Raw genomic sequence first — 13,653 nt, forward strand, 5'->3', positions numbered from 1 at the left:
TTCGGGGGGTAGGCGTATGGCCAGGTCACGCCCTGATCGTCAGGAAAGGCCGCGCCATTGCGGGGTCGAGCGGACGTGGAACGCCGGCCTCGCTCCCCATTAGCTTCGCCGCGGGCATACCCGTCAACCCCTTAAGCCTTCCTATTTCCCGCCTCGGACACCGGGAGTGCGGCCGTTTTCCGCGTTCACCAGTATCGACACCTGTGACTCCGCGCCTCCACAGCCACAAGCTCGGATGAACCGTTCATAATGCTTCAGACTTATCGCGCAGCTCTGGCGGCGGTGAAGAGTCGGCTCTTGCGTCATACTCTTGCAAGGAAGGGCGAGGAGGAAGCACCGTGAGTGAGGCGCCGCGCCAGAGCGGATACCGGCCGGGCTACGAGGTAGCAGCCGAGCAGGTGCTGGAATTGATCGTCAGGCTCGGCCTGCGTCCGGGCGACCGCATGCCGACGGAGCTCGAACTGGCCCGGCAACTCGGCACCAGCCGCACCGTGGTGCGCGAGGCGGTGAAGATCCTCTCCGCGCTCGGCCGCGTACGCGCCCAGAAGGGCCGCGGCCTGTACGTGGCCGACGACGAGGGGATGTTCGGCACCGGGCGCTGGGGGGCCTTCTTCCTCCCGACCGACCTCGACCACGTCTACATGCTGTTCGAGTTCCGCCGGACGCAGGAGATGGAGACCAGCCGGCTGGCCGCCCGGCGCGCCACCCCCGCCGAGCTGAGGGCCATCGAAGAAGCGGCCGCCCGGTGCCGCCGCGGCTTCGAGACCGGACGCGAAGAGCTGTTCAACGAGGGCGACGACTCCTTCCACACCGCGGTCGCCGCCGCCTCGCACAACATGTTCCTCCAGGTCGGCGTGCGGGAGGCGCGCAGGCTGCAGGCGCAGTCGAGCATCATCGGCCTGCACGGCTCGGTGGGCGGGCACGCCGCCAAGGCCGTGGAGGAACACGAGGCCATCTACGAGGCCATCCGCGCCGGCGACCCCGAAGCGGCCGCCCAGGCCGCGGCCACGCACATCGACAACACCCTCGACGACTACCGCCGGGAGATCCAGCAGCGCCTCTTCTCGTCCCCCTGATCCCGGCGGCTCATCCGGAGGACCGCGCCGCGGAGGGGTCTGCGGCCGCCAGCAGCCGGCGTCCGGCATGCTCCGGCCGGATGTGGGGGCCCTCGGCCGGCCTGGCGTCCGGCCGGTGGGCGTCGATCGCCTGCTCGTCGACCGTGATGCCCAGCCCCGGAGAGTCGCCGAGGACGAACGCGCCGTCCTCGACGCGCAGGTCGAGCGAGAGCCCGAGCGGCGGGCTCAGATCCTGCAGCTCGCTGGCGATGTGGTTCGGCACCGACGTCGCGGCGTGCAGCAGCGCGACCGGCGTGGACCCGATCGGGCTGACCGGCAGGTCATGGGCGTGCGCCAGCGCGGACACCCGGAGGAAGTGGGTCACCCCCCACACGGCGGCCGTCTGGACGATGTCCACGCCCCCCGCGGCCAGCAGCGGCCGGAACTGCTCCAGCCCGGTGAGGTTCTCCCCCGTGGCGACGGAGGCGCGGATCCCCCGTCCGACCGCGGCCAGGCCCTCGGCGTCCCACCGCCGTACCGGCTCCTCGATCCACGTGAGATCCAGCGTGCGTTCGAGCTCGCAGACGTGCCGGACCGCCTGCTTGCGTGTCCAGGCCTCGTTCACGTCGAGCATCAGGCCCGGCCGCGCTCCGCGCCCCGCCTCGGCCAGGACGTCCCGCACCAGCGTGAGGCGGTGCCGGTCGCGTTCGATGTCGAGGCCGCCCTTGACCTTGGCCGCGCGCAGGCCGTGCCCGGCGTAGACCTGGTAGGCCTCGACGAGTTCGTCGTCGGTCAGGTCGATGTCGAGGCCGGAGGCGTACGCGGGCACCACCCGGTCGCGCCCGCCGAGCAGCCGCCAGAGCGGCTCACCGGCCGCCTGCGCCTTGATGTCCCACAGGGCGGTGTCGAGCGCGCCGATCGTGCCGAACACGGCGCCGGCGTGGCCCGCCTTGAAGGTACGCCGCAGCATGTGGTCGTAGAGCGCCGTCACGCCGCGCGGATCCTCACCCTCGATCGCGGCGAAGACCGTCTCGATCTCCACATGGGGCCCGAGGCCGACGCCGGTGATCCCCTCGTCGGTGTCCACCAGGACGAGCGGCACCTGGACGACTCCGCCGGCGAAGACCCCGTTGACGTCACCGACGGGACGACCCCACTCCTGGACCGTCGTCATGGTGCGATAACCCGTGATCCGCATGTCAACCCTTCGTGAAACCGTCGGTGATCTGACGCTGGAGGACCAGATCGATCATCAGCACGGCAGGACCCCTGGACGGGGATGTCGCCGCAGTACTGCCCGTGCAGCGCGTTGACCCTGATCACGAGAGTACGACGCTCCGGCGACGACATCATGATCAGGAACGCATCGTTCCCGATGAGCAGGGTGTCAAGAAATGCCGACCGACAGCTGGACCGTCCGCCGCAGCGGCACGGCCGATCCCGCCGCACGGATCGGGCTGAAAGTTTCACGGCGGAGGATCGGCGGCGGCCGCGGCGGCCCTTCCTGGTCAGGCGGAGGAGCGCCGCCCTCCTCCCGGTCCACGGCCCTTGACGCCGATCGGGCCGAGGCTTGACAGCTCTCGTCGTGGTCGTATTTGCTCCGCTGCACCATCGCCGACAACCGCCGCAAAGAAAGGAGAACCGATTACGGCGGTATTGAGTTAGCGCTAACATCCGGTCGTCCGAAGCGCAGCCGAATGACGTCTCTCCGCATAGGCCCCCGAAACAGGAAACGCCAGAAAAGGCGATGCGAATTCTTCCCTTTCACGTGTGTCACCACGACAACGGCAAAGGAAATTGCGTGATGTCGAGGCTCAGGTCCCTTTTCACCGCCATCGCGTCGGCGGCGCTGCTCGTCGTCGCGGCCCCAGGCCAGCCCGCGCTGGGCGACAGCGCGAACCAGTCGAACACGATGCTCGCGCCCACCGCGGGATGCGGCAAGTCCCCGACCCTCAGCAGCGGTACTCATACGATCACCACGAACGGCAAGAATCGAAGCTTCATCCTGCGGATCCCGGACGGCTACAACAACACGACGCCCTACCGGCTGATCTTCGGCTTCCACTGGAACGGCGGCACCGCCGGCGACGTCGACTCGGGCGGGACCAGCGGCTACCCGTGGTCCTATTACGGACTCCGGGCGCTGTCGAACAACACCGCGATCTTCGTCGCGCCGCAGGGCCTCAACAACGGCTGGGCCAACTCGGGCGGCGAGGACGTCACCTTCGTCGACGCCATGATCCAGAGGATCGAGGCGGACCTCTGCGTGGACACCGCACAGCGCTTCGCCCTCGGCTTCAGCTACGGCGGCGGCATGAGCTACGCGCTCGCGTGCGCCCGGGCGGACGTCTTCCGCGCGGTGGCGGTCTACGCCGGAGCGCAGCTCAGCGGCTGCAGCGGCGGCACGCAGCCCGTCGCGTACATAGGGTTGCACGGCCTGAGGGACTCGGTGCTCAACATCTCCGCGGGCCGCTCGCTGCGCGACCGGTTCGTCAGGAACAACGGCTGCACGCCACAGAACCCGCCGGAGCCCGCCCAGGGCAGCCTCACGCACGTCGTCACCTACTACTCGGGGTGCCAGACCGGGTACCCGGTCGCCTGGGCGGCCTTCGACGCGGGCCACACCCCCGGTCCCGTGGACGGCCGGCCCGGCGACTTCGAACCCGGCGAGAACTCCTGGACCAGGCCGGTGGTCTGGGACTTCTTCACCCAGCTGGGAGGCGGCCCCCAGAACCCGCCGGACACGGGCGCCCTCAGGGGCGTCGGGTCGAACCGGTGCCTGGACGTCGACGGCGCCTCCCAGTCCAACGGCGCCCAGGTGCACATCTGGGACTGCCACGGCGGCACCAACCAGCAGTGGACCGCCACCAGCGCCGGCGAGCTGCGCGTCTACGGCGGCAAGTGCCTGGACGTGAACGGCGCCGGCACGGCGGACGGCACCGCGGTGATCATCTGGGACTGCAACGGCCAGAACAACCAGAAGTGGACGTTGAACGCTGACGGCAGCATCACCGCGGTCGGCGCGAACAAGTGCCTGGACGTCAGCGGCTACGGCACCGCCAACGGCACCAAGGTGCACATCTGGACCTGCCACGGCGGCACCAACCAGCAGTGGACCCGCTCCTGACACCACGGACACCCGCCATCGGCGCGGGCGGCCCCGCACCCTGATCACGGCCCTATCCCGCTTGAGCAGGCCGGCGCGGTGTCGCCGTTGACCTGGAAGCCGGTCTGGGTCGAGCCCGGCTACGGATTCGAGAGACGCGAGCCCGCCGAGGCATGGTCACCGCCGCCCGCCACGTCCGGCGGCGCCTTCCCGGCGGGCCGCCCAGGCAGCGGGTCAGGCCGATCGGTAGCCGGGATCCACGACGGCACGCCCGCCGGAGCGGCGTAACACCCGTAACAGGCAGGCCGGTCGCAGGAGCGCGGACGGAGGATCGAGGAGGTTGGCCACGCGCAGGAAACGCCGGCCGAGTTCGGCGTCGTGCTCGGCCGCGCGGTGGAACCGCTCCAGATAGGCGTTGATCATGTTGATCTTGGCGGTTCGCCGTCCGCGGACTCCGGGCAGCCGCAGGTCGCCGGCGACGACGATGTCCCACGGTCCGTCGACGACCCGGGCGATCGACCGGAACAGCTCGCCCACCGGTCTGTCCCGACCGGCCCAGTCCCTCAGCTTCAACGCCTCCACCGCGGCGACGCTCATCCCCTGACCGTAGATCGGGTTGAAGGCGCACACCGCGTCGCCGACGACCGCCAGACCGCGAGGGAAACGGGACAACCGCTCGTAGCGCCGCCGCACACTGGCCGGCGTGCGGTGATGGCGTCCTTTCTCCAGAGGTTCGGCGGAGGTGACCAGTTCGTGGATGTCCGGCGCCGGCAGAGATCTCGCGTACGCGACGAAACCCTCGTAGTCGGACGGCGGATCATCGCCGTACCCGCCGACGGTCACGATCCACCGATCACCCTCCATGGCCAGCGCCACCCCGGCACGCGGGATCGCCCGGGTGGCCGCCATGATGACCACCGGATCCCCGGCGAGGTCGTCGGCACGCCGGCGAAGCACCCAGGTGGTATAGGTCAGATCGATCTCGACCCGTTCCTCCCGAGGCGCGGGGAACCCCAGCTCGCGCAGCCAGGAGGGAGTCCGCGAGCCCCGCCCCGACGCGTCGACGACCAGGTCGGCGCTGATCGTCTCGCCGGAGACGAGCCGGACACCGGTGACCCGGTCGCCGCTGTGGGTGAGGCCGGAGACCTGACTCCCCCCGATCACGGACACCCCGGGGAGCGCGGCGACCCGCCGCCGGATCTGCCCTTCCAGGAGAAGACGGCTGACCAGCAGCCCGGTCATGCCACCCGGCGCCGGCGCCAGGCGGCGTCCCTCGTTGATCCAGCGGCAATCGGCCTGCAGATCTCCGCCGAACGCCCCGCGAGCCGTCAGCTCTGCGGTGAGACCGGGCAGCAGCAGTTCCATGACCTCCAGGCCCCGCGCCAGCAGCCCGTGGGCGTGTTTGCTCTGCGCCGTGCCGCGGCGGTGGACGTCCTCCCGCGGCAACTCGTCCCGCTCCAGCACGGTGATCCGCTCCGCGATCCCGCTGAGCGCGGCGGCGGCCAGAAGCCCTGACACACTGGCCCCGATGATGACGACGTGATCCACGGCCGCTCCGAGGAAATGGGGGGGTCTCGCCCCAGAATGACTCTCCCCCGGCGGCTCCGCACCTTCGAGCTTGCTGCCCTTCTCCCGGGCTTCATCTCTCGGCGTACATCACGCCACACCGGCCGCATGTCCGGTATGGTGCGGTCAGCGTCGCGTGCCGGTGGCAGACCGTGTCAGGCATGGAGGCGCCGGATCGAAGGAGCCTGACGATGTCCTCGTCGCATCCTTCAGCCTTGCGTGGCTGAGCGCGAGACGCCCAGGCTGATCGCCTGGAGCCGAGAACTGCGCAGCGTGCATACCCGTCTCCGTGCCGCCCTGCACGTCACCCGTACCGCGATCGAGGACGGCAACCCCGGCGAGAGCGCCACCCGTGACCTGCTGCTGTACTGCCACGGGTTCTGCGCCGCGCTCGACGGGCACCACCGGAGCGAGGACCGGAAGCTGTTCCCCGCGATCGAGGCCGCGCACCCGCACCTCGCCCCCGTGCTGCGCACACTCGAACAGGACCATTCGATGATGGCGCACCTCCTCGGCGGCCTGGCCGCTGCGATCGAACGTGCCGCCACCCCCGCCGAGCTCGATCGGCACCTGGAAGGGATCGAGGCGATCATGGAGAGCCACTTCCGCTTCGAGGAACGGCAACTGCTCACGGTCCTGGAAACCCTGGAACTCGACGGCACCACCGAGGAAGTCCTCGGCCCTCTCTGAGCCACCTCGCCCTCCCGCAGCAGGTCACAGCCGAGATCCGGTGTTCTGTCACTTCCGTCATCAGCCCGATTCCGGCCGGAGTACTAGGCGCTCTGGTCAGATCGTGGCGCGCACATGACGCCCACGACCTGACCAGAGCGCATGCTCAGGATGCCCGCAAAGACGGAAAAGGTGCAGGATACGCGGCCGTCGGCACCCAGACCGCCTTCGCCTGGGTGTACTCGCCCAAGACATCTGGGCCGGATGAACGGCCCCAGCCCGAGTCTCCGAACCCCCCGAATGGCACCGCCACATGGATCGTCTTGTAGGAGTTGATCCAGAACGTGCCGGCCCGGACGTCGTCGGCGATTCGGTGCGCCCTCTCGACTGACCGCGTCCAGACCGCTCCGGCCAACCCGAACTCGGTGTCGTTGGCCTGCCTGACCGCGTCCGCCTCATCGACGAACGTGCTCACCGCCAGCACCGGGCCGAAGACCTCGGTCCGAGCCACCGTGTGCTCGGTGGTTACGCGGTCGAGCACGGTAGGCTCGACCCAGTAGCCTCCCTTGCTCAGCCCGTGCCGTTCGCCGTGCCTGCTGACCCGCGTGGCGCCCTCGCCCACTGCCTGCTCGACCAGTTCGCACACGCGCTCGTACTGCCGGGCGTTACCGACCGGGCCGATCTCGACCTCGGGGTCCAGCGGGTCGCCGACCTTCAGCAGGGCGGCCTTGCGAACGACTTCGGCGACGAGTTCCTCGTGCAGGTCAGCGTGCACCAGCAGCCGGGAACCCGCCACGCAGGACTGGCCCGCACCGGCGAAGATGGCCGCGAGCACGCCGTCGGACGCTGCGTCGACGTCGGCGTCGCCGAAGACGATGTTCGCGCTCTTGCCGCCCAGTTCCAGCAGCGCTGGGACGCCTCTGGAGGCGGCTGCCGTGGCGACCGTACGGCCGGTGGCCACCGACCCGATGAACGCCACCTTGCGCACCCGGGGATCGGCTACCAGCGCCTGCCCGACCGTTTCCCCCAGCCCGCTCGCGACGCTCAGGGCGCCGGGTGGCAGGCCGGCCTGCTCAGCCAGCCGGGCCAGCACGATGGTGGTGGCCGGCGTGAACTCGCTGGGCTTCAGCACCACGGTGTTGCCGCAGGCCAGGGCCGCCGCCGAGTTCCACGCCGCAGTGAACAGCGGAGCGTTCCACGGGGTCAGCAGCCCGACCACCCCGTACGGCACGCGGCGGGTGTAGGTCAGCCACGGTCCGGGGACCGGCAGCGTCTGGCCGGTGATCTTGTCGGCCCAGCCGGCGTAGTAGTCGAAGAAGTCGGCGGCCCGCAGAGCCTCCACGCGGCTGTCGCGCAACGGCTTGCCCGCGGTCGCCGACTCCAGCCTCGCCAGTTGTTCGGCCGTCTCCCGGATCAGCGCGGCCAGACGGCGCAGCACCTCTGCGCGGCCGAACGGGCCGGCTTCCTGCCAGGGCCGCAGCGCCGCCGCGGCGGCGTCGATCGCGGCGGCCGTGCCTTCGGCGCCGATGTCTCGCCAGGTGGTCAACAGTTCCCCAGTGGCTGGGTAGCGTGCTTCGACGACCGCGCCGCGCCCGGCGAGGTGCTCACCGGCGGCGTACCCGCCCAGTCCCTCGGGCAGGGCTTCGCTGAGGATGCCGGCGGCAGTGGCGGCGGTCGCGCTGAGTTCGAGCGATGGCGAGTCGGTCACTGGTTCCTCCCGGTCTGAGCCAGCACCCCGGACGAGGCGGCGATCACCTGGGCCACTCGGTTGAAGTCGGCGTCCGGCGACAACTGCCGCGCGGCCTCCTGCCAGGTGCGGCGGGTGGCGTCGATGACGGTCATGGCGGTGCCGGTGCTCGCAGCCAGGTCGGCCGCCAGGTTGACGTCCCTCGTCATGAGGCGGACCGGGAAGCCGGAGTCGTACGTGCCCGGCAGCACCCAACGCGGGAAGTTGACGTCGGTCGCCGCGTTGCGTCCCGAGCCGCTGTTCAGCGCCGCGACGACCTTGTCCGCCTCCATGTCGTACGCGGCGGCGATGTCGACGGCCTCCGCGCACAGCGCTATGGCACCGGCGCACAGAGCGTTGTTGAGCAGCTTGGTGACGTTGCCCGACCCGGGACCTCCCATGTGCCGCCATCCGCCGGCGGTGATCGCATCGAGCAGTGGAGCCGCCGTTGCGACGGTTTCCGGCGCGGCGCCGACGAACGCGGCGAGGGTTCCCGCGGCGGCACCGGACGGGCCGCCGGACACCGGCGCGTCCACGAACACGACGTCGTGTGCCGCGGCGCTCGTGGCCAGGCCGACGCTGGTTCGCGGGTCGGAAGTGGACGTGTCGACGATCAGCCGTACCGAGTCCAGCTCCAGGAGTTCGGGGACGACGGCGCTCACCTGCTCAGCGCCGGGGAGGGAGAGCAGGACCTGTTCCGTTCCGGCCAGTTCCTCGATGGCGGTGACCGTGGTGACGCCGGCGTTGCGCGCCCGGGCTAGAGACTCCTCCGACGGGTCGCAGCCCAGCACTGACCAGCCGCGCCGGACGAGCATCGCCGCCATCGCACCTCCCATCGCGCCCAGGCCGATTACGGCCACCGACTCTGGTGTGGTCTCGCTCATTCCTGTCCTTTCTGGGAATCAGTTCGTCTTGCCGACCGGCTCAGTGCCGTTCGAGCCAGTCGCGTACGACGGTGAGGAACGGTTCAGGGCGCTCGATGAAGGGGAAGTGCCCGCACTCGGGCAGGACGGCGAGCGCTGCGCCCGGGATGCCGGCGGCGAGCCGCTGCGAGCAGAGCTCCAGCGGCAGGATCCAGTCGTCGTCGCCGGAGACGACGAGCGTGTCGCTGGTGATCTCGCCGAGCCGTCCGCTGACGTCGTAGGCGCTCAGCGCCCGCAGGTGCGCGGTGTTGAACGCCTCCGCGCTGAAGTAGGTGCCCTCCGACGCGCGGGCGACCAGTTCGGGGGTGGGCGCGTGGAAGTACAGCGGCAGCAGGGTGCGCCACAGGTCGGCCCACTCGTCGTCGCTGGCCTGCGGTCGGGCTAGCCGCACCCGCACCGCGTCCACCTGCTCCGGGGTACCGCGCCGCGCCGCGTTCTCGGCGATCACGTCGCTGTGGTCGAGCTTGGGCGCTGTCGAGACGAGGATCATCGGCCGGCCGGCGCCCGACGGCGTCAGCGCGTACTCCAGCGCCACGTAGCCGCCGTAGGAGTGGCCGACGATGACCGGGTTATCCAGGCCCATCGCCTCGATGACCTCGTCCACCTGCCGGACCCAGATGGTGTTGTCGCGGATCGCCGCGTAGTCCAGCGTCCGGTCTGACCGGCCGTTGCCGACGAAGTCGAGGTAGACCACCCGGTGGCGGTCAGCCAGCGTGTCGAAGGCCGCGCGCAGGTAGCCGTGGTCGAGCCCCAAGCCGCCGTGCAGCACCAGGATCGGCCGGCCGGATCCGACCTCGGCCACGTACGTTTCACCGACCGAGGTCGTAATGGTGATGCTCATCGTGATACCTCCTGATCACCGGACGTGGTGTTTCTGGTCAGACGCAGCCGGCCCCAAGGCAGCAGCGCGCGGCGGCCGCGCCGGTGGTTGAACAGGTCGAGCCCGACGGACGCGATCAGCGCGACGCCCTGGGAGATCTGCTGCCAGGCGTTCGCGACGTTCATCATCGTGAGACCGGCCTGCAGGATGTTGAGGAACAGTACGGCGAGCAGCACCCCGAACAACCGTCCCCTGCCGCCGGTGAAGGCGACCCCGCCGAGCAGCACCGCGGTGAGCACCTGCAGCTCGAAGCCGACGCCGAGCGTGCCGGGAGGCGCGCTGTTGAGACGAGAGGCGAGGATGACCCCGGCCAGGCCGGCCGCGAGGCCGTTCAGAGTAAACAGCACGAACCGGATTCGCCGCAGGTTGAGTCCGGCGAGGTAGGCGGCCTCGCGGTTCATCCCGACCGCGTAGATGTGCCGCCCGGTGGGAGTCAGCACCAAGAACGCCCCGCCCAGCGCGAACACCAGCACGGCGATCCAGATCGGGATGGCTATGCCGAGGAACGTGCCGTTGCCCAGGAGCAGGAAGCCCTCGGTGAAACCGAACACCGGCGCTGTGGTGATCAGGTAGGTCAGGCCCCGGGCGATGTTTCCCATGCCGAGAGTGACCACGATCGAGTTGATGCCAACCACGGTGACCAGGAAGCCGTTGACCGCTCCGGCCGCGGCACCGGCCGCCAAGCCGACGAGCACCGCCGTGGTCGCGCCCCAGCCGCTGGCGGCCATGAGATACCCGGCCGTTACTGCGGAGACCGCCTCCAGCGAGCCGACCGACAAGTCCACCTCTCCGGAGATCACCAGCAGCGTGCTGGTGACCGCGACGACGGCCAGCACGGTGCTCTGCAGTGCGATGTTCTTGAGCACGTCGACGGTGAGGAACGTGGAGTCGGCGGAGGTGAAGACGATCAGCAGCACGGCGATGCCGATGACGAGACTGTTGCGGACCAGGAGCGCCCCGACGCGCTGCGCGGTCCACCGCTGCCCCGGCTCGCCGTGGCCGTCGCCGTGCGGGGCGGTGGTCACGTCCGCCGCCTTGACCTGGCTCATGGTCGGGAGGCTCCTTCCGTGTGGGGTGCGGTGGGCACCGGGTCGAGAATTCCGAGGTGGGAAAGGTGCAGCATGCGGTTGCGGTCGAGCGGTTCAGCCGGGAGTTCTGCCACGATGCGCCCCCGTACCAGCACCAGGACCCGGTCGGCGAGCAGCGCGACCTCGTCCGGGTCCGACGTGGTGAACACGATCGTGCGGCCGGTGAGAACCTCTTCGGAACGGAGGGTCTGGTAGATGTCGGCGCGGGCGCCGACATCGATGCCCTGGGTCGGTTCGTCCAGCAGCAGGACGCGTACCCCCTGGTAGGCGGCGAGCCACCGGCTGAGCACCAGCTTCTGCTGGTTGCCGCCGGAGAAGGCCTGTGCCGGCAGCGTCGGGTCGGCGGGGTGCAGTCGCACCTGGTCGGCTCCGGCGGCGAACCGCCGCCGCTCGGCCTCTCTGTTCCGCAGCAGCGGCGGGCCGAGCTGTCCGAACGCCGGTTGCAGCACGTTGTCCGCCGCGTCGAGGTCGGGAAAGACGGCCTGCCGGGCCCGGTCGCCGGGCACCAGCGCGATCCCGGCGCGTAGTGCGGCCCGGGGACTCGACCGGCGTGGAACCGTACGGCCACCCACTTGTACGGTGCCCGCGTCGGCGCGGCGGGCCCCGTACAGCGTCTCCAGCAGCTCGCTGCGGCCCGAGCCGACGAGACCGAAGATCCCGACCACCTCGCCCTCGTGCGTGGTGAAGGTGACGTCGTCGAAACGCTCGCCGGACAGCCCGGACACGGTCAGCATGGGGGTGCGCCGTCGCGACAACGCGGGCCCCGCGACGCGGCGTGGAGCCGGAAGGCGGCCGGTGATGGCCTCGGTGAGCTGCTCGGTCCGCACCGAGCCGACCGGCTCGTCCAGCGCGACCACGCCGTCCCGCAGGACCGTGATCCGGTCGCAGAGGTCGAACACGTCACTGAGGATGTGTGTGATGAACAGGACGTGCACCCCACTCGCGGCGATGCGCCGTACCACGTCCTTGAGCTTTCCAGCCTCGCGGTCGGACAGCGCGGCGGTCGGTTCGTCCAGGATGAGCACGCGAATGCCGGGGCGCGAGGTGGCTTTAACGATCTCGACGAGCTGCTGACTCGCGATTGGCAGATCGCCGACGATCGTGTCCTCGCTCAGGCCATGACCCGGGCCGAGGACGCTGCTGAGCGCCTCCCTGGTACGGCGTCGCTGCTCGGCTCGCGCGAGCAGCGGGCCACGGCGCAGTTCCCTGCCGAGGAAGACGTTGTCGCTGATCGACAGGGACGCGACCAGGCTCAGGTGCTGGTAGATCACCGCGATTCCGGCCTCGGCCGCCCGCTGCGGGGTCAAGCTGGTCCACACCTCGCCGTCGAGCTGGATCGTTCCAGCGTCGGGCATGTGGGCTCCACTGAGGCATTTGATCAGCGTGCTCTTGCCCGCGCCGTTGGCGCCCAGCAAGGCGTGCACCTGCCCGGGCTCGCAGCGCAACGACACGCCCTTGAGTACCTCGTTGGCGCCGTAGCTCTTCCGTACGCCGTCGATGACAAAGCTCATGACGACCCGCTACGCCAGGTCCGACAGGTAGGCGGCCAGCTTGTCGGTGTCCGCCGCGGTCAGCGCCTCGATCTCCATCTGTACGATGGGCGAGCCGGCGGTGCCGGCGGCGAGCGCGATCGGGTGCTCCACGCAGACCTTGGCCAGCTCGGAGATCCGCAGCGCGGAGCTGCAGCGCAGCATCGAGCCCTGCTGGATGAGTTCCAGCGCCTCCTTGGCGCCGTCCTGCCCGCCAATGAAGACGCTGGGGTCGTTCTTGTCGAATCCCGCGTTGACGAAGGCTCGGTAGGCGCCGGTCGCGCCGTCGTCGTTGTAGCAGAGCACCACGTTGATGTCCTTGCGGTTGCTCAGGATGGACTGCATCACCTGCAGTCCGGTCGCGGGGTCGCTGGCGGCCTGGGTCGCGACGATCTCCGCGTCGGGTGCGCTCTGCTTGAGGCCCTCGATCATGCCGTCGCACCGCTCGATGCCGATCGTGCCGGACTCGCGGTACTCCAGCAGGACCACGTTGGCGCGGCCGCCGTGATTCTCGGTGACCCACCGGCCGGCCTGCCGGCCGAGCTGCAATCCCGATTCCTTGTTGTTCAGCAGGACCGAGCCGCTCTGGTTTTCCATCTCACCGGCGTAGGTGACCCATGCGAGTCCGGCGTCCAGAGCGGACTTGGCGACCGGTTCGAGGCTGGTGACCTCCATCGGCAGCACGGTGAACGCGGGGACCTTCTGCGCGATCCATCCCTGGAGGTTGGCGAGCTGCTTGTCGAGCTGCGCGTCGTCGACGGCGGTGAGCAGTTCGGCGCCGGCCGCCTTAGCGGACTGCTCGGCGAACTTCATGATCGTCGACCAGAGCGGGACCGTGTTGAACGGGTGGTCGAAGCCGACCTTGTCCACCTTCTTGCCGCCACTCGCCGAGGGCGGCGCGCTCTCGGGGGCGGAGCCGCAGGCGGACAGCAGAGGAGCGGCGGCGCCGAGGGCGGCGACGGTGGTGGCGTACCGGAGGAAGGAACGGCGAGTCTGGGCAGTCATCAGATCTCCTTGAGCTGGGTCAGGGGGGGTGCCCTGGGAAGGATTGGGGGCTGCGGGGCGGCATACACGGCCTCTGCGGGCCGGGACCGGCCGTCCCGAGGAGAGG

At 70.0% G+C, this 13,653-nt stretch carries 11 protein-coding genes; 3 read left to right on the plus strand and 8 right to left on the minus strand.

Going from position 1 to position 13,653, the window contains the following annotated elements; genetic code table 11:
- The first annotated feature begins 338 nt into the window (after nucleotides 1–338).
- On the plus strand, nucleotides 339–1,076 hold the full coding sequence (locus AB0J42_RS15915) for an FCD domain-containing protein (RefSeq protein WP_364294286.1): 738 nt from the start codon (nucleotides 339–341) through the stop codon (nucleotides 1,074–1,076).
- Nucleotides 1,077–1,086: 10 nt separating this feature from the next.
- Here AB0J42_RS15915 and AB0J42_RS15920 read toward each other — a convergent pair whose 3' ends face one another.
- Nucleotides 1,087–2,253: a mandelate racemase/muconate lactonizing enzyme family protein gene (locus tag AB0J42_RS15920; protein ID WP_364294289.1), complete on the minus strand. Its 1,167-nt coding sequence runs from the start codon at nucleotides 2,251–2,253 to the stop codon at nucleotides 1,087–1,089.
- Between the two features lie 606 nt (nucleotides 2,254–2,859).
- Here AB0J42_RS15920 and AB0J42_RS15925 point away from each other — a divergent pair.
- On the plus strand, nucleotides 2,860–4,182 hold the full coding sequence (locus AB0J42_RS15925) for a lectin (RefSeq protein WP_364294292.1): 1,323 nt from the start codon (nucleotides 2,860–2,862) through the stop codon (nucleotides 4,180–4,182).
- A 213-nt stretch (nucleotides 4,183–4,395) separates the two neighbouring features.
- Here the strand turns inward: AB0J42_RS15925 and AB0J42_RS15930 are convergent, their stop codons facing one another.
- The gene (locus AB0J42_RS15930) at nucleotides 4,396–5,709 is read right to left on the minus strand and encodes a tryptophan 7-halogenase (protein WP_364294295.1); all 1,314 of its coding nucleotides are present in this window, start codon (nucleotides 5,707–5,709) and stop codon (nucleotides 4,396–4,398) included.
- A 237-nt stretch (nucleotides 5,710–5,946) separates the two neighbouring features.
- Here AB0J42_RS15930 and AB0J42_RS15935 point away from each other — a divergent pair, with 237 nt between their 5' ends.
- On the plus strand, nucleotides 5,947–6,417 hold the full coding sequence (locus AB0J42_RS15935; protein WP_364294298.1) for a hemerythrin domain-containing protein: 471 nt from the start codon (nucleotides 5,947–5,949) through the stop codon (nucleotides 6,415–6,417).
- Nucleotides 6,418–6,562: 145 nt separating this feature from the next.
- Here AB0J42_RS15935 and AB0J42_RS15940 read toward each other — a convergent pair whose 3' ends face one another.
- Genes AB0J42_RS15940 through AB0J42_RS15965 form a run of 6 tightly spaced genes read right to left on the minus strand, consistent with a single transcriptional unit; the run spans nucleotide 6,563 to nucleotide 13,547 of the window.
- On the minus strand, nucleotides 6,563–8,104 hold the full coding sequence (locus tag AB0J42_RS15940; protein WP_364294301.1) for an aldehyde dehydrogenase family protein: 1,542 nt from the start codon (nucleotides 8,102–8,104) through the stop codon (nucleotides 6,563–6,565).
- The gene (locus tag AB0J42_RS15945) at nucleotides 8,101–9,006 is read right to left on the minus strand and encodes an NAD(P)-dependent oxidoreductase (RefSeq protein WP_364294304.1); all 906 of its coding nucleotides are present in this window, start codon (nucleotides 9,004–9,006) and stop codon (nucleotides 8,101–8,103) included. Before AB0J42_RS15945 ends, AB0J42_RS15940 begins: the two co-directional genes overlap by 4 nt.
- A gap of 40 nt (nucleotides 9,007–9,046) precedes the next feature.
- Nucleotides 9,047–9,886 carry an alpha/beta fold hydrolase gene (locus tag AB0J42_RS15950; protein ID WP_364294307.1) on the minus strand — a complete coding sequence of 280 codons (840 nt, stop codon included), beginning with the start codon at nucleotides 9,884–9,886 and terminating at the stop codon, nucleotides 9,047–9,049.
- Complete coding sequence (locus AB0J42_RS15955) at nucleotides 9,883–10,974, minus strand: ABC transporter permease (protein ID WP_364294310.1); 1,092 nt, start codon at nucleotides 10,972–10,974, stop codon at nucleotides 9,883–9,885. The genes AB0J42_RS15950 and AB0J42_RS15955 overlap by 4 nt, the downstream gene beginning before the upstream one ends.
- Entirely contained in the window at nucleotides 10,971–12,524 is a 1,554-nt protein-coding gene (locus AB0J42_RS15960; protein ID WP_364294313.1) for a sugar ABC transporter ATP-binding protein, read from the minus strand. The genes AB0J42_RS15955 and AB0J42_RS15960 overlap by 4 nt, the downstream gene beginning before the upstream one ends.
- Nucleotides 12,525–12,533: 9 nt before the next feature.
- Entirely contained in the window at nucleotides 12,534–13,547 is a 1,014-nt protein-coding gene (locus AB0J42_RS15965) for a sugar ABC transporter substrate-binding protein (RefSeq protein WP_364294316.1), read from the minus strand.
- Nucleotides 13,548–13,653 lie beyond the last annotated feature (106 nt).

The organism is Nonomuraea sp. NPDC049649, assembly GCF_040675175.1.
Taxonomy (GTDB): domain Bacteria; phylum Actinomycetota; class Actinomycetes; order Streptosporangiales; family Streptosporangiaceae; genus Nonomuraea.